The organism is Pantoea sp. Sc1 (assembly GCF_000255315.1).
GTDB classification, from domain to species: domain Bacteria; phylum Pseudomonadota; class Gammaproteobacteria; order Enterobacterales; family Enterobacteriaceae; genus Pantoea; species Pantoea anthophila.
Window position 1 is genome coordinate 1,235,428 of the sequence record NZ_AJFP01000001.1, and the last position, 19,699, is coordinate 1,255,126.

The window sequence follows — 19,699 nt, forward strand, 5'->3', positions numbered from 1 at the left end:
TTTCCTGCATAGTTAGGAGGTTGCTGAAATGTGCGTCAGCTTACAAAATCCGCAATATTCATGTTTTCATCGCTGCTGCCGATAGTGATAACAGGTGTAAACGTATTCACCTGGCGAAAAAAAACGCGTAATATTGCCAGCACAATAAGAGAGGGCATTATGATTGACACTGAAATGGGAACCTGGAAAGAATTCATCGAAGCGATGTTACGCAGCAAGTAACACGTGGAGATTAAAGCAGGACATTCCCGCTTGCTGACATTCTTACCACACACAGAAATAAGGCGGCCGCTGATCTCAGGGGCCGCTTTTTATTGGCTCCGCATTCAGTCATGCGGCTTCTCTTTCAGCGGGAAGCGACGGCGTACCAGCACAAAGAACAGCGGCACGAAATAGATCGCCAGCAGCGTCGCGGAGATCATGCCGCCCATCACGCCGGTTCCCACGGCATGCTGGCTGCCGGAGCCTGCTCCGCTACTGATCGCCATAGGCAGCACGCCAAAGATAAAGGCCAGTGACGTCATGATGATGGGCCGCAGGCGCTGACGCGACGCCTCCAGCGTAGACTCCACCAGCTCACGCCCTTTGCTGTTCATCTCACTGGCAAACTCGACAATCAGGATGGCGTTTTTCGCCGACAGGCCGATCACCGTCAGCAGGCCCACCTGAAAATAGACATCATTTTCCAGCCCGCGCAGCCAGGTGGCGATCAGCGCCCCGACGACGCCGAGCGGCACCACCAGCATCACCGAGAAAGGAATAGACCAGCTCTCATAGAGCGCGGCCAGGCAGAGAAAGACCACCAGCAGCGAAATGGCATAGAGCGCCGGGGCCTGTGAGCCGGAGAGGCGCTCCTGATAAGAGGCGCCACTCCACTGGAAGCCGACACCCAGCGGCAGGGCGTTAACCAGCTTCTCCATCTCATCCATGGCAGCGCCGCTGCTCACGCCACTGGCGGCTTCGCCCACGATCTCCAGCGATGAGTAGCCGTTATAACGCTCAAGGCGTGGCGAACCGGTCTCCCAGCGGCTGGTGGCAAAGGCGGAGAAGGGCACCATTTTGCCGCTGCTGTTGCGGACATACCATTTGTCAATGTCGTCCGGCAGCATGCGGAACGGAGCGGCGGCCTGCACATAGACCTTTTTCACCCGGCCGCGATCCAGAAAATCGTTGACATAGCTGGAGCCCCACGCGGTGGTCAGGGTGTCGTTGATGGTATCCAGTGACACGCCCAGCGCCTGCGCTTTGCGCGCATCCACATCGATCTGCAACTGCGGGCTGTCATCCAGGCCATTGTGCCGCACCCGCGACAGCGCCTTATCGTTGCCCGCCATCTCCAGCAGCCTGTCGCGCATCGCCATCAGCTGGGTATGACCGATGCCACCGTGATCCTGCAGCTGCAGGTCAAAGCCGGAACTGCTGCCCATACCGGTGATCGCGGGGGGACTGCTGGCTATCACCCGGCCCTCTTTGATCTGCTGAAAAGCTCTGGTCGCGCGCTCGATAATCGCAAAGGAGGTGCGATCGTCACCGGGCCGCTCCTCCCAGTTTTTCAGCCGCACAAACAGACGCGCGACGTTCTGTCCGTTGCCGCCCGGGCCTGCACCGATGGTGGAGAAGACCGACAGTACGTTCGCTCTCTCCTGAGTCAGATAGTAGTGCTCCACCCTGGCGACCACGCGAGCGGTCTGTTCCAGCGTCGAGCCCGCCGGCAGCTGCACCTGCGTCAGGAATACGCCGCGATCTTCCAGCGGCAGAAACGAGGTGGGCAGGCGCAGAAACAGAAAGGCCATCAGGCCGATAAGGCCGAGATAGAGCAGCAGCCAGCGACCGCCGCGGCGCAGAATCGCCGCGATCCCGCGCTCATAGCGGTCAGCATTGCGGTTGAAGTGACGATTGAACCAGCCAAAAAAGCCGCGCGCCGCATGCTGTTCGCCCTGTGCCACCGGCCTGAGCAGCGTGGCGCAGAGTGCCGGCGTCAGGATCATCGCCACCAGCACCGACAGCACCATCGCCGACACGATGGTGATGGAGAACTGACGGTAAATCGCGCCGACGGTTCCGCCAAAAAATGCCATCGGCACAAACACGGCTGACAGCACCAGCGCGATACCGACCAGCGCGCCCTGAATCTGGCCCATCGATTTCCGGGTGGCGGCCCGCGGCGAGAGTCCCTCTTCGCGCATGATACGTTCCACGTTTTCCACCACCACGATGGCATCATCCACCAGTAACCCGATCGCCAGCACCATGGCAAACATGGTCAGGGTGTTGATGCTGAATCCGCAGGCGTAGAGCACGCTGAAGGTGCCAAACAGCACCACCGGCACCGCAATGGTCGGAATGAGGGTGGCGCGAAAATTCTGCATGAACAGATACATCACGCCAAACACCAGCACGATCGCCTCCAGCAGCGTCTTCACCACATCGGTAATTGACGCTTTAACGAATGGCGAAGTTTCATAGGCCACTTTTGCTTCCAGCCCGTGCGGGAAGTAGTGCGACAGCTCCTCAATGCGCGCCCGCACCAGCTTATCGGTGTTCATCTCGTTGGCGCCGGAGGCGAGCTTTACCCCCAGCCCCGAGGCGGGCTGACCATTGTAGCGGCTCAGATAATCATATTTCTCCGCCCCCAGCGCCACGCTGGCGACATCGCCCAGCGTCACCACGGAACCGTCAGGATTGTTCTTCAGGGTGATGGCCCGGAACTGCTCCGGGGTCTGCAGCATCGACTGCGCATTGACCGTGGCGTTCAGCGCCTGCTTCTCCACCGAGGGCAGGCCTCCGACCTGACCCACGGCAACCTGTGTGTTCTGCGACTGAATAGCGCTGACCACATCCCCGGTGGTCAGGGCATAGGCGATCAGCTTGTTGGGATCGAGCCAGATGCGCATCGCATATTGCGAGCCGTAGGCGTCCACCTGGCCGACGCCATCAATGCGGCTCAGGGGGTCCTGAATGTTGCTGGCGACATAGTCTGCAATATCCTGCTTATCCATGCTGCCATCGGTGGAGACGAAAGCCACCATCAGAATGTTACTGTCACCGGTTTTGTTCACCGTGACGCCCTGTGACTGCACCGCCTGTGGCAATTTGCGCAGCGCAGACTGCAACTGGTTCTGCACCTGCTGACGCGCTTCATCAGGATCGGTTCCGGCGGTAAAGGTGAGGGTGATTTGCGCCTGGCCGGTGTTGCTGCTGTTGGAGGACATGTACATCAGGTTATCGATGCCGGTCATGTTCTGCTCGATCACCTGGGTGACCGTGTTTTCCAGCGTCTGGGCCGATGCGCCCGGATAGTTAGCGGTGATACGAACATTGGGCGGGGCCAGGTCGGGGTACTGCTCAATGGGCAGTGACCTGATCGACAGCGTGCCGCACAGGCACAGCAGAATCGCCAGCACCCAGGCAAAGATGGGGCGGTCGATAAAGAAATTCGACATTAAACCGACACTCCTCACGACAGTTAAAATCGACCAGGCCTGCCCGCTACGGGCGCACTGACAGACAAATCGGATGTGCTTTGCCACGATTCGCCGCCGCCATTCACTCTACGTGCGGCAGCGGGGGAAATCGTGGAGAAATTGAGGAGAAAGTGTAAATTCGTTGGCTATTTGCGGCTTTCCAGCCACATCACCGTGGCGGCGACGCGCGAACGCACATCCAGCTTGCGCAGCAGATTGCGGATATGCACTTTTACCGTCTCTTCCGAGATGTGCAGAATAGCGGCAATCTCCTTATTTGACAGGCCGCGCGCGACCTCCTGCAGCACATCCCGCTCGCGATCGGTGAGCTGACGCAGCGGATCGGCGCTGTGCTGGCGATTCGTCAGATAGCCGGCGACGCCTTCACTGAAGACTTTTTCGCCTCGCGAAGCCTGCAGAATATGCGCCAGCAGGATCTCCGGTTCGCTGTCCTTGAGCAGATAGCCATCGGCACCGGCATCCACCATCGCAAAAATGTCACTGCGGGCATCAGAAACGGTCAGCACCAGAATGCGGGCGCTGATCCCTTCATGGCGCAGCGCCTTCAGCGTGTCCAGCCCGGACATGCCTTTCATATTCAGGTCGAGCAGAATGATGTCGGGCTCCTGACGGCGCGCCTCGGCCAGCGCCTCTGTGCCGTTATTCGCTTCGGCGACCACCGTCAGTTGCGGCTCCAGCGCCAGCAGCTGACGAATACCGCGACGCATCAGCGGGTGGTCATCCACAATCATCAGGGTTAATGCGGGTTGTTGCATAGTCTCTCCGTTTATCGGTTCAGTGAAACCGACAGTCTGTTCTGGCGAGTAAACCAGGCGGCGGCCCGTTACTCCAGCGGGCGGGCAGGCTGCGGCGGAAAGCGCAGTTCGACCCGGGTGCCCCGCGGTTGCGCGTGGATGGTCAGATTGCCGCCCAGGCGCTGAGCGCGTTCCGCCATAATGGTCAGGCCATAGTGGCCGGGGGGTTCGTCGGTGCTGTTCATGCCCACACCATCGTCCGTAATCGTCAGTAAGTGCTCACCTTTTTCACTGTGCTGATACTCCACCCGGATGACCTCTGCGCTGGCGTGACGTATCGCGTTCAGCAGCGCCTCACGGGCGATCTGCAATACATGCACCTGCTGCTGCGCTTCCAGACTCAGCAGCCCGGTCTGATAGTGAAACTGTATCTCTGCGCCACTCTTCTCCTGCAGCGAGGCGATCATCGCCTGCATCGCCGCGACCAGATCTGCCTGCTCAATGGTCAGGCGGAAGGTGGTCAGCAGTTCACGCAGCTGCCGGTAGGCATCAGCCAGCGCCCGATCGAAGTCGGCAATGATAGTGTGCGCTGCGCTATCCTCTTTATCGACGGTGCGGCGCAGCAGGGTCAGCTGAATGCGTAAAAAGGAGAGCGACTGCGCCAGCGAATCATGCAGTTCACGGGCGATGGTGGTGCGCTCTTCGATCAGCAGCATCTGCTGATACTGCTGCTGCGCCTGCCAGATCCAGATAGCGCGTCCGAGCATCGCCGCGAGGCTGCGCATCAGCTCATCCGGGGGAGAGGCACCGGCTGTCTGCCAGCGCAGCTCGCCCATCGGCTGATCGGCCTGCCGGACCGGCAGCCGCTGCCACTGACCCCCGGCCTCTTCATCACCGGCGCAGAACTGAAACTGATCGCTGTCGAGCCGGATAGCCGTCAGTTTTTCACGCGTCAGCACGCGGCTTAAGACGGCTTCAAACAGGGCCGGATGCAGCGGGCTGGCCGTCAGCATCTGTGAGCTGTCATAGAGCAGAGACAGGGTGCGGTTCGCCTGGGTTAAATCTTCGGTCTTTTCACGCACCGTGCTTTCCAGCAGCTTATAGTGCGAGTGCAGGCGTGCCGCCATGCCGCTAAAGGCGTGAGACAGTACCCGCAGCTCATTCTGCTGTTCGACCTGCAGCGGCGGAAAAGCAAAATTGCCGCTCTCAACGTAGCGACTGGCGGTGACCAGCGCATTGAGAGGCCGTACCACCTGCAGGCGGGTAAAGCGAATCGTCATCAGCGCCAGTGCCACAATCGCAATCACCCCCACCAGGCTGCTGCCCGCCACCAGATGCATTTTCAGCTCGGTGTAACGCTGTAAGCCCAGCACAAAGCGGTCGATCTCGGCGACGTAAACCGGGATCTGATGTTGCCAGGTGACGGTATCGCCCTGCAGCAGCTGCTGTTGCAGGTCGGGCCAGGCGGCGCGCAGACGTTGATAGCGAGTACTGACTTCACGCGGAACCCAGGGGCGATCCAGCTTCTGAAACACCGGGGAGTCGAGCGTCTGCTGATAGAGCGCCAGATGCTGCGGCAGATTCTGCGGCTGACGGCTGGCATCCCAGGCCATGCGGTAACTCTGCATACGCAGTGAACCGGCCAGATTGATCGCCTCTGCGTCGCGCTGACTGCTGAGCAGCGTGACCAGGGCCAGACCTGTTGTGAGCAGCGACAGCAGGACAATGGCACTGAGCGCCTGCGCGATGCTTTGAGTTACGGAACGTTTAACAATCACATGAATGGCCCTGTGGTGAGTGCGGGATTATAAAAGAGCAATCCCCTGACGCAAATGATCCTGCTGCGGTTTATCGCACCCGTCGTGTCGGACCGAACAAAAAATGACCGCAACTGACAGTTCCCAGGATCGACGACGGTTCTGTGGTTAAAAAACAAACAGCTTTACACCGCACCGATGTTGCTTTTCATTGCAGCGCTAATAATTCTTCCAGTCACTGACTTACCCCCGATTACAGATTAAGGAGCATCCCATGAAAAAACTGAATGCTGTTCTGGCGGGCGCCTTACTGACTACCGCCTCATTTGCCACTTTCGCTGCTGCACCGGTCGATCAGGCCCAGGCGCAGAACCTGCAGAGCATTGGCAGCGTCTCGGTCTCCGGCGTGCGAGGCTCGCTGGATGATGCCAGCCGCCATCTGTCGCAAAAAGCGGAAGAGATGGGTGCCAGCCACTACCGTGTTATCGGCGTCGATAACCCAGGCGACTCCAGCCTGTGGAGCGGCACCGCAGAGATTTATCGCTAGCTATACCCTCCTGTTTCCATCCCTGTAGCTCTTACCGGCCTGAAAATGGCCGGTTTTTTATTTTTGTGCATCATGACGGATTCTTACAAATCAGCCTGTGCATCCGCCCGGTATATTTTGCTTCGTTCCTGCATAACGGGTAGGATTCATCGCCGTAAATTCCCGCCTTGCCTGGCACTCACTCACAGGCAAGCGCACAGAGGAAAATACCCCATAACTCAGGGCATGACACCTGCATGGGGGAAGCGACGACTGATGGTCAGGACAAACAGGAAAGCTATGAAATCTAAAAAGAAAACCCCAGGCGAGTTGCGCGCTGCGAAACGACGCTGGCTCAATTCTCATGACGCGGGCTACCAGAAGGCTATGGGTAACCGGCACGTACAGATGATCGCAATCGGTGGTGCCATCGGCACCGGTTTGTTCCTGGGCGCAGGTGGCCGTTTGCAGGCTGCGGGCCCCGCCTTAGCCATCATCTATCTGGTGTGTGGCATTTTCTCCTTCTTTATTCTGCGTGCGCTGGGTGAGCTGGTGTTACACCGTCCCAGCAGCGGCAGCTTTGTCTCTTACGCCCGTGAGTTCCTCGGCGAGAAAGCCTCCTACGTGGCGGGCTGGATGTATTTCGTCAACTGGGCCATGACCGGTATCGTGGATATCACCGCCGTCGCGCTCTACATGCACTACTGGGGCGCGTTTGGTGATGTGCCGCAGTGGGTCTTCGCCCTGGGTGCGCTGGCGATTGTTGGCACCATGAACATGATCGGCGTGAAGTGGTTTGCCGAAATGGAGTTCTGGTTCGCGCTGGTGAAAGTGCTGGCCATCGTGGTCTTCCTCGTGGTGGGCGTGGTGTTCCTTGGCACCGGCAAACCGCTGGATGGCAACAGCACCGGCTTCCATCTGATTACCGACAACGGCGGCATCTTCCCGCACGGCTTACTGCCTGCGCTGGTGCTGATTCAGGGGGTAGTGTTCGCCTTTGCCTCGATCGAACTCGTCGGAACGGCGGCGGGCGAATGTAAAGATCCGCAGACCATGCTGCCGAAAGCCATTAACAGCGTGATCTGGCGTATCGGTCTGTTCTACGTCGGTTCGGTGGTCCTGCTGGTGCTGCTGCTGCCGTGGAACGCCTATCAGGCCGGTCAGAGTCCGTTCGTGACCTTCTTCTCAAAGCTGGGCGTACCTTACATCGGCAGCATCATGAACATCGTGGTGCTGAGCGCGGCGCTCTCCAGCCTGAACTCCGGCCTCTATTCGACCGGACGTATTCTGCGTTCCATGTCGATGGGCGGTTCTGCACCGAAGTTCATGTCTAAGATGAACGGTCAGCAGGTGCCTTATGCCGGGATTCTGGTCACCATCGGCGTTTATGTCATTGGTGTGGTGCTTAACTACTACGTGCCGTCGCAGGTGTTTGAGATCGTCCTGAACGTCGCCTCACTGGGTATTATCTCCTCCTGGGCCTTTATCGTGGTCTGCCAGCTGCGTCTGCGTAAGGCGATCAAAGAGGGCAAGGCGGATGATGTGAGCTTCAAGCTGCCGGGCGCGCCGTTTACGTCCTGGCTGACCCTGCTGTTCCTGTTCAGCGTGCTGGTGCTGATGGCGTTCGACTACCCGAACGGCACCTATACCATCGCCTCTATTCCGCTGATTGCCGTGGTGCTGGTGCTGGGATGGTTTGGCGTGCGTAAGCGAGTTAACGCTATCGCCGAAACCGAGCATGATCATCATGAAGAGGAGGCAAAGCCGACCCAGCTGGCGGATGAATCCTCCCGCTGATCGCCATTGCCATCATCAGGCCAGCCTCCGGGCTGGCTTTTTTTTGGGCGCAAACCGGCGCCGCGAATTAGGATAGTTTTCCCGCCTCCTTGCCCCTATGATGAAAGGCTCCCTTTATGCGGTAGCGGAGTCTGCATGTCGTTTAAGATCAACATCATCAAAGATAAACTCCTGTCTGAAAACTGGTTTGTGCTGCGTAACTACACCTATGAGATAACCGACCGTCAGGGTGAGGTGATCCGCCACAAGCGTGAAGTCTATGACCGCGGCAACGGGGCGACCATCCTGCTCTATAACCGTGAAAAAAACAGTGTGGTGCTGACGCGCCAGTTCCGCATCGCCACCTACGTCAACGGTAACGACAGCGGCATGCTGATCGAAGCCTGCGCGGGTTTGCTGGATGATGACACGCCGGAAGATTGCATCCGCAAAGAGGCCATTGAAGAGACCGGCTACGCCGTGGGTAAGGTGGAAAAACTCTATAGCTGCTACATGTCACCGGGCGGCGTGACCGAGCTGATTCACTTTTTCGCGGCGGAATATCACGACGCGCTGCGTGACAATGCGGGCGGGGGCGTTGATGATGAGTCGATTGATGTACTGGAGCTGCGCTTCCCGGATGCGCTGGCGATGGTCGCCGATGGCCGCATTCGCGACGGTAAAACCATTATGCTGCTGCAGCATGCCCGTATCGCAGGCTGGCTGACACCATAATCGTGCCCTGAACGGCCCGCCGCGCGACAGCCCGGGATGCAATGCGGACACTGTCTCCAGGTTATGCACGCTTTTTAAGCAGTTAACTGCGCTTTTTGCACGGGTTCACAGAATGCGAACCCTGTCTGGCCCATTGATGCGCTATCCTCTCCACTCTGGGTTTTTGGGGATCGATTTTCTTAATGTCGTACTGGATGAAATCGCTGTGGCTGTCGACGTCTCTATGGGTGACCTGTGTTCAGGCGGAACCGTTGCAAAAGTCATTCAACGACTGGCAAATCACCTGCAACAACGAAGCCTTCTGCGTGGCCCGCAATATCCCCGGCGATAAAGGGCTGGTGATGACGATTTCGCGCCATGCGGGCGTTAACGATCGCCCCTTACTCCGCATCGACTACGGCAGTGCCTATACCGGCGCGCTGCCTGGCGGCCCGCTGCAGGATAATCTGCTGCTCGACCAGCGGCGTCTGAAACCGGACCTCAAACACTGGACGGCAGAACCGCACCATCTCGCCACCAGCAATGCTATCGCCATTGATGAATTTCTTGATCTGGTGATGGAAGCCAAAACCCTGCAACTGACCTACGATGCCAGTGCCGCGATCTCCCTGCGCGGTATGAAAGCTGCACTGCTGCTGATGGATGACAGGCAGGGGCGGGTGAACAGCATGAGCGCATGGATTAAACGTGGCGACCGCGCCAGCTGGGAGGTTCCGCCGCCGCCAGCATTGCCACAGCTGCCTCCCGCCGTGAGGCCGCCTGCGCCCCTGACGCGCGAAGAGACCAGCGGATTAATTGATTACGGCACCTGGCGCATCAATACCGACTCCTGCTCACTCGACCCGCTGCGGCGTGAGGTCAGCGTTGCGCCTCTCACCGATCAGCATGCGCTGTTGCTGGTCAGTTGTGAAATGGGGGCATATAACGTCATCGATCTGGCGTTTGAAGTGACGCGCAGCCCGCCCTACGTGGCCCGGGGCATCACGCTGACGCTGCCCTTTACTCCGCCGAGAGCGAGTGACCGCCAGCTTGAGCTGATTAACGCTGAGTATGATGCGGCCAGCGGCCAGCTTTATACTTTTGGCAAGGGGCGGGGGCTCGGTGACTGTGGCAGTGCCACACGCTGGCAGTTTGATGGTACCCGCTTTGTGCTGGCGGAATATGCGGAGGAGTCGACCTGCGATGCCTGGCACAGCAGTGATGACTGGCCAACCCTGTGGGTCAGCCAGTCAGACGGTGGCGTCCAGCAGCGTTAGCGGATGACCTGCACCATCATCGGAGAGCCGGTCTGGTTGCCGACCAGCTCAGCCAGCATGTTGTTTACGCCGTCGCTCATTGGCGTGAAGCGGGTCAGCGGCGAGCGCGTCACCACGACAAACACGCCCACGTTATGCTGCGGCACCATCGCCATATAGGTAATGAAACCCCCGCCACCGCCGGTTTTCTGAATAATCCCGGGACGACCATTCTTTGGTCCCATGTAGACCCAGCCCATCCCCAGCGCATCCGCTTTCCCTGGCACATCCATGCCTTCCACGCGGGTCAGCTGATCGCGGCGATAGATCAGCGTTTGCAGCCGATCGATCTGCGGGGTGCGATGGTTAACCGACGAGTTAAGGAACTGCTGCATCCAGCGGCCCATATCATCCGGCGTGGAGTAAACGCCGCCGCTGCCAATCGCCGCCAGGGTGTTGTTGCAGGGGCTGGCCCCTTTCTCAGCCACCATCAGGCGACCACACTGCTCAGGCGAAGGCGTAAAGGTGGTGTCTTTCATACCCAGCGGACGGGTGATCAACTGCTGAAACAGGGCCTGGTAGGGCGTGCCCGCCGCGCGCGACAGCGCATCGCCCAGCAGATCGTAACCCAAGTTGGAGTAGGCGGCACTGCTGCCCGGTGCGGCTTTGAGGTTCGCCCGTGACAGCCACGTCCAGCGTTCACTGCGCGTCGGCCAGACAAACACCGGCCGCTGCGCCTTGCCGCCAGGCTGTTCACGCGGCAGTCCGCTGGTATGGGTGGAGAGGTTGATCAGACGAATGGGCTGTCCGTTATAAGCAGGCACGCGGCTGCCCGGCGGCGCATATTTACTCAGCGGATCGTCGAGGCGAATCTGTCCGCGCTCCGCCAGCTTGACCATCACTTCACTGGTCATCAGCTTACTCAGCGAAGCGATACGAATCAGCGAATCTTTTTGCGGGCGCACATTGTTGCCTGGCCGGGTTTCACCAAAGCTGGCGAAGACCCGCTGATTGCCATCAATCGCGACCAGTGCCATACCGGTTGCACCGCTGCCATAAAAGATATGCTCCGCATAGCGGTCAACAATCTGAGAGGCGAGCAGCGGATCGGGCGCGACCTGCGCCATGCTTTTTAATGGAAGCAGTGAAACCATCAGGGCCAGAAAATAGGGTGTGCGCATGTTCAACGGAAATGGCTTCGCTATAGAGATCGGAGGAGATCTGCCTTCACGCATCGGACAGACGCGGGCAGCACATCGCGTTATTCCGGCAGAAGAGCAGCAGGAACAGGCGGGCAGCCAGGGCGCAGGCAGCATTAACTATGACGGCTCTATAGTAATCAGTTTGTGCGGGGCGTGAAGAGGGGAGACGAGATTTTTTTCTGTTTCGGGCTATGTGATGAAATGGCCCTTCCCGGTGTGCCGGGAAGGGCAAAAGCATTACACCGGCTTGAGTAATGCTTCAGCGTGACTGACGATATTCTCTACCGTGAAGCCAAACTCCGGGAACAGCTTGCCAGCTGGCGCTGATTCACCAAAGGTGGTCATACCGACAATCGCGCCTTCCAGACCCACATACTTGAACCAGTAGTCGGCGATTCCGGCTTCCACCGCCACGCGCGCCTTCACGCCGACAGGCAGAACGGATTCGCGGTAGGCAGCATCCTGCGCATCAAACAGGTCAGTTGAAGGCAGTGAAACCACCCGCACCTTGTGACCGCCTGAAGTGAGCTTATCGGCTGCACCCAGGGTGATCTCAATTTCTGAACCGGTGGCAATCAGGATCACTTCGGGGGTGCCGTCGCAATCTTTCAGCACATAGCCGCCGCGTTTGATGTTCTCGATCTGCTCCGGGGTACGTTCCGGCTGCAGCAGATTCTGACGGGAGAGGATCAGCGCAGTCGGGCCATGATGGCGTTCGATAGCCGCTTTCCACGCCACAGCCGTTTCCACCTGATCGCACGGACGCCATACGCTCATGTTGGGCGTCAGACGCAGGCTGGCGATCTGCTCAACGGGCTGGTGGGTCGGGCCATCTTCGCCCAGACCGATGGAGTCATGGGTGTAGACCAGAATCTGTCGCGCCTTCATCAGCGCCGCCATGCGTGCTGCGTTACGCGCATATTCGACAAACATCAGGAAGGTGGCCGTGTAGGGGACGAAACCGCCATGGTGCGCGATACCGTTACCAATCGCCGTCATCCCGAACTCACGCACGCCGTAGTGAATGTAGTTGCCGGCCGGATCTTCTTTGATCGATTTGGAGCCAGACCAGATCGTCAGGTTACTGGGCGCCAGGTCTGCAGAACCGCCGAGGAACTCCGGCAGTAATTTGCCGTAGGCTTCCAGCGAGTTCTGTGAGGCTTTGCGGCTGGCAATTTTCTGCGGGTTAGCCTGCAGCTCCTGAATGAAACGGGTGGCTTCGCTTTCCCACGTGGACGGCATCTCGCCATTCATGCGGCGCTCATACTCTTTCGCCAGCTCAGGATGTGCCTCTTTATAGGCTGCAAATTTTGCATCCCAGGCTTTTTCCCGTTCCGCACCGGCGGCTTTGGCATCCCACTGCTGGTAGATTTCAGCCGGGATCTCAAACGCCGGATAGTTCCAGCCGAGTTGCTTGCGGGTCAGGGCGACTTCTTCCTCACCCAGCGCTGCGCCGTGCGACTCCTCTTTACCGGCTTTGTTCGGGGAACCGAAACCGATAATGGTGCGGCAGATAATCAGCGAAGGCTTATCGGTAACGCTTTGCGCCTCTTTGATCGCCTCGCGAATGGCGTCCGCGTCATGGCCGTCGATGTCGCCGATGACGTGCCAGTTGTAAGACTCGAAGCGCTTATGGGTGTCGTCGGTAAACCAGCCTTCGGTTTCACCATCGATCGAGATACCGTTATGGTCATAGAAGCCGATCAGTTTGCCGAGACCCAGGGTGCCCGCCAGGGAGCAGACTTCGTGCGAAATCCCTTCCATCAGACAGCCATCACCCATAAAGACATAGGTATGGTGGTCGACAATCTCATGATCCGGACGGTTAAACTGCGCGGCCAGCGTGCGCTCTGCAATCGCCAGACCAACGGCGTTCGCCAGACCCTGACCCAGCGGGCCGGTCGTTGTTTCCACGCCCGGCGTGTAGCCGATTTCCGGGTGGCCCGGCGTTTTGGAGTGCAGCTGACGGAAGTTTTTCAGCTCTTCAATCGGCAGGTCGTAACCACTCAGGTGCAGCAGGCTGTAGAGCAGCATTGAGCCGTGGCCGTTGGAGAGGATAAAGCGGTCGCGATCAAGCCAGGCGGGATTGGTCGGATTGTGCTGAAGGAAGTCGCGCCACAACACTTCGGCGATATCGGCCATTCCCATTGGCGCACCGGGGTGGCCGGAATTTGCCTTCTGAACCGCATCCATGCTCAGTGCACGAATCGCGTTTGCCAACTCTCTGCGTGAGGACATAAAGTTCTCCCTTGTTATGCATCAGGGCGGGAAAGTCCCGCCCGACTAAAATGAGGACTACAGACGTGCGGCCAGTACATCTTCCAGCTTCTGCTGGTCAACAGCGAACTGGCGGATACCATCAGACAGTTTCTCAACCGCCATCGGATCCTGATTATGCTCCCAGCGGAACTCCGCCTCGGAGAGCGGTGATGGCTGATGGAAGCCTTCGGTAGACGGCTCCAGCTTGCGCTCCAGCGGCGCGTCGCTGTTCTGCAGCTCTTCCAGCAGGTTAGGGGAGAGCGTCAGGCGATCGCAGCCCGCCAGCGCCACAATCTGCTCCACTTTTCGGAAGCTGGCACCCATGATGATGGTGCTGTAGCGGTGCTTTTTGTAGTAGTCGTAGATGCGACGCACGGATTTCACGCCCGGATCTTCATCCGCCACGTAGGGTTCCATCGGCTTGCGTGAGTTATACCAGTCGTAGATGCGACCCACGAACGGCGAGATCAGGAACACGCCCGCTTCCGCGCAGGCACGCGCCTGCGCGAAGGAGAAGAGCAGGGTCAGGTTGCAGTGGATACCATTCTTCTCCAGCTCTTCCGCAGCGCGGATACCTTCCCAGGTTGAAGCCAGCTTAATCAGCACGCGTGAGCGGTCGATACCCTGCTCTTCGTACATCCGAATCAGTTTTTCTGCTTTGGTCACACACATGCCACGATCGAAGGAGAGGCGCGCATCCACTTCGGTCGAAACACGGCCCGGTATGCTTTTCAGGATTTCCATACCGAGATTGATTGCCACTTTGTCGCTGGCGTTGATGATCTGGGTCTCTTTGCTGCCGCCCTGTTTTTTAGCGTACTCAATCGCGTCATCCATCAGGTGTTTGTACCCTTCAAGACCGGATGCTTTCAGAATGAGTGAAGGGTTGGTGGTGGCGTCTTCCGGGTGGTAATGACGAATCGATTCGATATCGCCACTGTCCGCCACCACGGTGGTGAACTGTTTTAGGGCTTCTAGCTGGTTCATCTCTAAACTCCTTGAAAAGAAAAATGAAAGCGAACAGGGATCACCTCAGGCCTCGCAGCCGGTCTGTGGCATGTGCTGCTAGCGGGAACGCGAACCCATAACATTGCAACAGACACTTTCTGATGAAAATGCGGTTTCTCTGATTGTTGCGCTGCGAGGCGGTGCGAAGGAGCCGTCATGCGGTGTAACCCGAGGGGTGCGCCATATTCCACCCTTAAGCATAGCAGTCGGGGAAAATGACGCAGGCAACACTGTAGCAATCCGTGCCCTCTCCGCATCAAAGCGGCGTGACGACACTCACTCTCGTCATACGCCGGGAGCAGATAACGGTGCGGTGAATCGGAAAGTAAAAACGCGGGGACGGTAAAAGCGCTGCCACAGTGAAATGTGGCGGGGCAGGCTGAATGCTAAACAGGGGGGATGTCTGAGCCTCCCCGGGAGAGGCGTTTTAAAACAGGCCGCGATGAGAGTACAGGCGGCCCGAATTCCGCGCTGCGCTATTGCCGCTCAAAAAATTGCGCCAGCGTTATTTTGGGGTGCGGGTAGTAAAATTTATTATGCGTCAGCGGGATATACATCCCTTCGGGTTCACCCGGCATAAAATAGTTGCCCTGCCAGCGGTTCGGTTCACAAACCGGCCCGTCGTGATAGACGGTGCCCAGCGGCGCATAAGTGACATCCCGACCGAAAATAGAATAGACGGCGGCATCGACAAAATTGAAAGATTCCGGAACGCCACGCAGATGGGTATCCTGAATCAGTAAGCTGTGCAGTTTATCTTTGATATAAAAGAGGCTGCCGAGGTCACGAATCACCTGTTCGAAATCGTGCGCGCCATCATGATGAATGATGACGTTTCCGCCTTCTTCTTTCATCAGCACATCCCTGACATACTCCGGAAGGGTGCCATGGTACATCCTGACCCGGCTTTCGACGGTTTCCGGATAGGCTCTTCTTGCGCGCTCTCTGGCGAACTGTAAATGGTCCGGGCTGATGTCGATCAAATCGAGTTCAATACCCAGATAGTGTGCACAGCCAGCCAGAACAGAGGTGCTGCCTCCCATAAAGACGCCCACTTCAACGATTCTGCTGACTTCACCCAGTGCCGACTTAATGGTATTAAAAATATCAAAGTAATATTTCCCGGAGCATTGATCTTCGTAGTGACCTTCAGTCGCCGCTCTCTTTGCGATGATGTCGTCGAAGATAATATTTCTGCCCAGCCAGGGAGAAAGGTCGGGTTTGAAACCACTGTATATTTCGATGTTAAGCCGTTCCGCTATTTCCGCAAAACTCAGTGTTTCAAGGTTTTTATCGGGGTCTGTGAATGAAGCCATCATTGGTGTCCTTATCCTGAATATGGCCTAGTGTATCAATGAAATTCAGGGCACTAATGAATGAGAAACAAACGGAACTGAACCCTTTTTATCGGTTATCAGGTCGGGTGGGAGCGGCAGGAAGATGAACGGTTTCAGGCGGTTGAGACAGCGTAATGAACCGCAACGCAGGCAGAGAGCCACGTTGCGGTCCGGGGGATTATGACGGCAGATTGAGCCAGTTCTTCACCGGCAGGAAGTCGCGATAGAGGGCCGCTTCAGGCGAGTCTGGTTCAGGCTGATAATCATATTCCCAGCGCACCAGCGGCGGCATCGACATCAGGATCGATTCCGTGCGGCCGCCGGTCTGCAGGCCAAACAGGGTGCCACGGTCCCACACCAGATTGAACTCCACATAACGCCCGCGGCGGTAGAGCTGGAACTGGCGCTCGCGATCGCCCCATGGATGATCTTTGCGGCGTGCCACAATCGGCCGGTAGGCATCAATAAAGCCGCGTCCCACCGCCTGCATAAAGCTGAAGCTCTGCTCAAAATCGGGCGTGTTGAGATCGTCAAAAAACAGGCCGCCAATGCCGCGCTGCTCATCGCGGTGTTTCAGATAGAAATAGTCGTCGCACCACTTTTTATATCGCGGATAAACGTCGTCGCCAAAAGGCTGACAGAGGTCGGCGGCAGTCTGATGCCAGTGCAGTGCATCTTCTTCGAAGCCGTAGAACGGCGTGAGATCAAACCCGCCGCCAAACCACCACACCGGATCGGCACCGGGTTTCTCCGCGATAAAAAAGCGCACGTTGGCGTGGCTGGTGGGCACATAGGGATTGTTCGGGTGGATGACCAGCGACACGCCCATCGCTTCAAAGCTGCGGCCCGCCAGTTCCGGACGGTGCGCCGTAGCCGAAGCCGGCATCTTATCGCCATGCACGTGCGAAAAGTTTACGCCCGCCTGTTCAAACACCGCACCGTTTCGCAGTACGCGGCTCTGACCGCCGCCGCCGCCCGGACGCTGCCAGCTATCTTCTGCGAACGCTGCGCCGCCATCTTCAGCCGCCAGCTGGTTACAAATCTCATCCTGCAGAGCGAGCAGGAATGCTTTTACGCGGGAAATATCAGCCATCTTTTCGCTTATCGTCGGTTTTAATTTAGGGCGATTATACGCAAAATCGGCCTGCTTGCATGAGTGCGGCTATCCAGGCAGGCATACAATGGGAAATTTTCATGTCTGAAGAACCCTTGCAGAATTTTATAAAAATGGGTGAAGCGCTGCGCAAAAATCCATCGGCCGCGGAGGAGTTTATTAATGCTATCGAAAACTATTAGGCTAATCCGTAAGCTGATAGCCGAGGTGTCAGGCGGACTTGTGCTTATGGCGATAGTGATTGGCATATTTCTGACCGCAACGCTGAATGAAGGGGCGATGCGTATTGTCGGGCCGCTGCTGGTGCTTGTTGCTGGTCTGGTGATTTATGGGCTGACTTATCTTATCGCGGATAAGTCTGACCGCCGATAACCCTCTGCCACGATTAACTTCCGGCAGAGAGGCAGACAGAAGGCCGTTAATACGGCCTTACTTAAAACATAATTCAGGATGGTCTCCGCCGCTCGCTTCGCCTGAACGTTACGTCGGATGGAGCATTTCTCAGGTTCACATGCGTTTATTCAAGCTTCTGCACTGAGTCATTGTTACTTTCCGCATCAGGCATTACGGCGATCAAACTCATCAAAGTAGTTGACGATGCCGCTGGCAATGGCGGCGGCAATTTTCTGACGAAACGCCGTGGTGCCGAGCAACTGCTCTTCGTGCGGATTGGTAATAAAGGAGGTTTCAACCAGCACCGAAGGAATGGAGGGCGACTTCAGGACCGCGAAAGCAGCCTGTTCCGTGTGCTGGCTATGCAGATGATGAACCGGGCGAATCTGATCCAGCACATGTTTGCCCAGCGTCAGGCTGTTTTTGATGGTGTCGGTCTGAACCAGATCGAACAGGATCTGCTGCAGATAGTGATCCTGCTGCTGCGCCTTCACGCCGCCCAGTTTGTCCGCATCGTTCTCACGCTGAGAGAGATAACGCGCCATTGAACTACTGGCACCGCGATTGGAGAGCGCAAATACCGAGGCGCCGCTGGCATCGGGGCTGGTAAAGCCGTCGGCATGGATCGACATGAACAGATGCGCGCCATGCTGATGAGCAATCTCCACCCGCTGGTAGAGCGGAATAAAATGGTCGCTGTCACGGGTCAGACGCACTTCAATGCGCGGATGGCTCTGCAGTTGCCGTTTCACGTTACCGGCAATCTCCAGCACGATGTGCTTCTCTTCTGAACCCTCCTCGCCGACCGCGCCGGAGTCGATGCCCCCGTGGCCGGGATCAATCATCACAATGCGCTTTCCGTTACTGGCTGGCGGAGCAGGGCGTGCATGGCGGCCTGTTCCTGTAAGCGCTGAAGGCTCTCTGGCCTGAACCGCGCGCGGCGATAAAACGGCCAGAGCCAGACCGGAAAGGAGTAACTGACGGCGATGAATCAAACGTTTAAGCAGGTGCATGTGCGGGTCCGGTAACAGAAATCCTGCCGGTGTTATAGCCTAAGGCTCTGTTGTCTGCGATCACATAACCATTTCAGGGCATTACTTTGTATTGCAGGCCGCGAACAGAAAATTTGCGCTTTTTTATTTGCCGCCGTTCAGCCGAGGGTTGCGTGCGGCAGAGAATGCGTGATAATCAGCAAATTGTGCTTAATTGCAGGTGAAGAAGATGGAAATCCGCACCTTCCGCCAGGAAGATTTTGAAGAAGTGATCACCTTATGGGAACGTTGCGATTTGTTACGGCCCTGGAACGATCCGGAGCTGGATATCGAACGCAAAATGCATCACGACCCCGATCTCTTTCTGGTCGCTGAAGTCGGCGGCGTGGTCGTCGGCACCCTGATGGGGGGCTACGATGGTCATCGCGGTGCGGCCTATTATCTGGCGGTGCATCCTGACTATCAGGGACGCGGCTTTGCGAATGCGCTGATGAATCGTCTGGAGAAGAAGCTCATCGCTCGCGGCTGTCCGAAGCTGCATCTGATGATCCGCGAAGAGAACGATCAGGTGGTGGCCTTCTACGAGAAGCTCGATTATGAGCCGGTCGATGTGCTGCTGTTTGGCAAACGTCTGATCGAAGATCGTGAATACTAAACCGTCCCCTGACTATCAGCCGGACCACTATGACGCCAGAGGGCAGCTGCGGCTGCCGTTTCTTTTTTGGCTGATCCTGTTACTGCAGGCGCGCACCTGGTTACTGCTGGTGATGGCCGGGGCGTCACGGCAGCAGGGTAACGATCTGCTGGCGCTCTTCTATCCGGATCGCCAGGCGTTCTGGATCGGTCTTGCCCTGGGATTACCGGCGCTGGCAGGTCTGCTGCTGACCGGTTACCGGCTACGGCTGCCGCGACTCTGGCAGCACTGGCGCAGCGTGCTGTCGCTGTCATTTTTAGTGAATCTTATCTGGCAGGGGCTGCAGTTTGTGCAGGGTGATCTGCTCAGTTCGCCGCTGCCCTTGTTGCTGACGCTGTTTGACCTGCTGGCACTCATCTGGCTGCAGACTGACCGTCGCTGCCGCGACTGCTTTCTGCCTGAACATCATCTTAAATAAACTTTTTGGCGCTTTGCGACTCCAATCAGTTCCG

17 protein-coding genes are annotated in these 19,699 nt (G+C 57.5%); 8 read left to right on the forward strand and 9 right to left on the reverse strand.

The window, feature by feature from the left end:
* Nucleotides 1-326: 326 nt before the first annotated feature.
* The 3 genes from acrD to narQ all read right to left on the reverse strand — a co-directional run bounded on the left by acrD (nt 327) and on the right by narQ (nt 5,997).
* Nucleotides 327-3,443: a multidrug efflux RND transporter permease AcrD gene (acrD, locus tag S7A_RS05805; protein WP_009088809.1), complete on the reverse strand. Its 3,117-nt coding sequence runs from the start codon at nt 3,441-3,443 to the stop codon at nt 327-329.
* Nucleotides 3,444-3,610: 167 nt separating this feature from the next.
* Nucleotides 3,611-4,240 carry a response regulator gene (locus tag S7A_RS05810; RefSeq protein WP_009088811.1) on the reverse strand — a complete coding sequence of 210 codons (630 nt, stop codon included), beginning with the start codon at nt 4,238-4,240 and terminating at the stop codon, nt 3,611-3,613.
* 68 nt (nt 4,241-4,308) lie between these two features.
* On the reverse strand, nt 4,309-5,997 hold the full coding sequence (narQ, locus tag S7A_RS05815) for a nitrate/nitrite two-component system sensor histidine kinase NarQ (protein WP_009088812.1): 1,689 nt from the start codon (nt 5,995-5,997) through the stop codon (nt 4,309-4,311).
* A gap of 253 nt (nt 5,998-6,250) precedes the next feature.
* Between narQ and S7A_RS05820 the strand changes: the two genes are divergently transcribed.
* The 4 genes from S7A_RS05820 to S7A_RS05835 all read left to right on the forward strand — a co-directional run bounded on the left by S7A_RS05820 (nt 6,251) and on the right by S7A_RS05835 (nt 10,269).
* A complete protein-coding gene (locus S7A_RS05820) occupies nt 6,251-6,523 on the forward strand; it encodes a YdgH/BhsA/McbA-like domain containing protein (RefSeq protein WP_009088813.1) in 273 nt (90 codons plus the stop codon).
* A gap of 279 nt (nt 6,524-6,802) precedes the next feature.
* Nucleotides 6,803-8,299, forward strand: coding sequence for an L-asparagine permease (gene ansP, locus S7A_RS05825; protein ID WP_009088814.1), 1,497 nt, complete (start codon nt 6,803-6,805; stop codon nt 8,297-8,299).
* A 135-nt stretch (nt 8,300-8,434) separates the two neighbouring features.
* Nucleotides 8,435-9,013 (forward strand): GDP-mannose pyrophosphatase NudK, encoded by a 579-nt coding sequence (gene nudK / locus S7A_RS05830; protein WP_009088816.1) that lies wholly within the window; start codon nt 8,435-8,437, stop codon nt 9,011-9,013.
* A gap of 182 nt (nt 9,014-9,195) precedes the next feature.
* A complete protein-coding gene (locus tag S7A_RS05835) occupies nt 9,196-10,269 on the forward strand; it encodes a DUF1176 domain-containing protein (protein ID WP_033736150.1) in 1,074 nt (357 codons plus the stop codon).
* On the opposite strand, the gene ampH is transcribed toward S7A_RS05835, so the two are convergent.
* Nucleotides 10,266-11,429, reverse strand: coding sequence for a D-alanyl-D-alanine-carboxypeptidase/endopeptidase AmpH (ampH, locus tag S7A_RS05840; protein WP_009088823.1), 1,164 nt, complete (start codon nt 11,427-11,429; stop codon nt 10,266-10,268). The genes S7A_RS05835 and ampH overlap by 4 nt on opposite strands.
* On the opposite strand from ampH, the gene S7A_RS05845 reads away from it, so the two are divergent.
* On the forward strand, nt 11,428-11,607 hold the full coding sequence (locus S7A_RS05845) for a hypothetical protein (RefSeq protein ID WP_033736151.1): 180 nt from the start codon (nt 11,428-11,430) through the stop codon (nt 11,605-11,607). The genes ampH and S7A_RS05845 overlap by 2 nt on opposite strands.
* Nucleotides 11,608-11,687: 80 nt before the next feature.
* On the opposite strand, the gene tkt is transcribed toward S7A_RS05845, so the two are convergent.
* From tkt to hemF, 4 genes are all read right to left on the reverse strand, one after another.
* Entirely contained in the window at nt 11,688-13,688 is a 2,001-nt protein-coding gene (tkt, locus tag S7A_RS05850; protein WP_009088825.1) for a transketolase, read from the reverse strand.
* A 57-nt stretch (nt 13,689-13,745) separates the two neighbouring features.
* Entirely contained in the window at nt 13,746-14,696 is a 951-nt protein-coding gene (gene tal, locus S7A_RS05855) for a transaldolase (protein ID WP_009088826.1), read from the reverse strand.
* A 497-nt stretch (nt 14,697-15,193) separates the two neighbouring features.
* On the reverse strand, nt 15,194-16,033 hold the full coding sequence (locus tag S7A_RS05860; protein ID WP_033736491.1) for a class I SAM-dependent methyltransferase: 840 nt from the start codon (nt 16,031-16,033) through the stop codon (nt 15,194-15,196).
* A gap of 199 nt (nt 16,034-16,232) precedes the next feature.
* Nucleotides 16,233-17,147: an oxygen-dependent coproporphyrinogen oxidase gene (hemF, locus tag S7A_RS05865; protein ID WP_009088828.1), complete on the reverse strand. Its 915-nt coding sequence runs from the start codon at nt 17,145-17,147 to the stop codon at nt 16,233-16,235.
* A 249-nt stretch (nt 17,148-17,396) separates the two neighbouring features.
* On the opposite strand from hemF, the gene S7A_RS05870 reads away from it, so the two are divergent.
* Entirely contained in the window at nt 17,397-17,540 is a 144-nt protein-coding gene (locus S7A_RS05870; protein WP_237712306.1) for a hypothetical protein, read from the forward strand.
* 185 nt (nt 17,541-17,725) lie between these two features.
* Here the strand turns inward: S7A_RS05870 and amiA are convergent, their stop codons facing one another.
* Complete coding sequence (gene amiA / locus S7A_RS05875; RefSeq protein WP_009088831.1) at nt 17,726-18,574, reverse strand: N-acetylmuramoyl-L-alanine amidase AmiA; 849 nt, start codon at nt 18,572-18,574, stop codon at nt 17,726-17,728.
* Nucleotides 18,575-18,782: 208 nt separating this feature from the next.
* On the opposite strand from amiA, the gene S7A_RS05880 reads away from it, so the two are divergent.
* Nucleotides 18,783-19,208 carry a GNAT family acetyltransferase gene (locus S7A_RS05880; protein ID WP_009088832.1) on the forward strand — a complete coding sequence of 142 codons (426 nt, stop codon included), beginning with the start codon at nt 18,783-18,785 and terminating at the stop codon, nt 19,206-19,208.
* Nucleotides 19,198-19,665 carry a DUF2919 domain-containing protein gene (locus S7A_RS05885; RefSeq protein WP_009088833.1) on the forward strand — a complete coding sequence of 156 codons (468 nt, stop codon included), beginning with the start codon at nt 19,198-19,200 and terminating at the stop codon, nt 19,663-19,665. Before S7A_RS05880 ends, S7A_RS05885 begins: the two co-directional genes overlap by 11 nt.
* The last annotated feature ends 34 nt before the right edge of the window (nt 19,666-19,699 follow it).

What these genes read in the sequence shown, in the direction of transcription:
- acrD (WP_009088809.1), bottom strand. Translation starts at nt 3,443, where the DNA reads ATGTCGAATTTCTTTATCGACCGCCCCATCTTTGCCTGGGTGCTGGCG.
- S7A_RS05810 (WP_009088811.1), bottom strand. Translation starts at nt 4,240, where the DNA reads ATGCAACAACCCGCATTAACCCTGATGATTGTGGATGACCACCCGCTG.
- S7A_RS05820 (WP_009088813.1), top strand. Translation starts at nt 6,251, where the DNA reads ATGAAAAAACTGAATGCTGTTCTGGCGGGCGCCTTACTGACTACCGCC.
- ansP (WP_009088814.1), top strand. Translation starts at nt 6,803, where the DNA reads ATGAAATCTAAAAAGAAAACCCCAGGCGAGTTGCGCGCTGCGAAACGA.
- nudK (WP_009088816.1), top strand. Translation starts at nt 8,435, where the DNA reads ATGTCGTTTAAGATCAACATCATCAAAGATAAACTCCTGTCTGAAAAC.
- S7A_RS05835 (WP_033736150.1), top strand. Translation starts at nt 9,196, where the DNA reads ATGTCGTACTGGATGAAATCGCTGTGGCTGTCGACGTCTCTATGGGTG.
- S7A_RS05845 (WP_033736151.1), top strand. Translation starts at nt 11,428, where the DNA reads ATGTTCAACGGAAATGGCTTCGCTATAGAGATCGGAGGAGATCTGCCT.
- ampH (WP_009088823.1), bottom strand. Translation starts at nt 11,429, where the DNA reads ATGCGCACACCCTATTTTCTGGCCCTGATGGTTTCACTGCTTCCATTA.
- tkt (WP_009088825.1), bottom strand. Translation starts at nt 13,688, where the DNA reads ATGTCCTCACGCAGAGAGTTGGCAAACGCGATTCGTGCACTGAGCATG.
- tal (WP_009088826.1), bottom strand. Translation starts at nt 14,696, where the DNA reads ATGAACCAGCTAGAAGCCCTAAAACAGTTCACCACCGTGGTGGCGGAC.
- S7A_RS05860 (WP_033736491.1), bottom strand. Translation starts at nt 16,033, where the DNA reads ATGGCTTCATTCACAGACCCCGATAAAAACCTTGAAACACTGAGTTTT.
- hemF (WP_009088828.1), bottom strand. Translation starts at nt 17,147, where the DNA reads ATGGCTGATATTTCCCGCGTAAAAGCATTCCTGCTCGCTCTGCAGGAT.
- S7A_RS05870 (WP_237712306.1), top strand. Translation starts at nt 17,397, where the DNA reads ATGGCGATAGTGATTGGCATATTTCTGACCGCAACGCTGAATGAAGGG.
- amiA (WP_009088831.1), bottom strand. Translation starts at nt 18,574, where the DNA reads ATGCACCTGCTTAAACGTTTGATTCATCGCCGTCAGTTACTCCTTTCC.
- S7A_RS05880 (WP_009088832.1), top strand. Translation starts at nt 18,783, where the DNA reads ATGGAAATCCGCACCTTCCGCCAGGAAGATTTTGAAGAAGTGATCACC.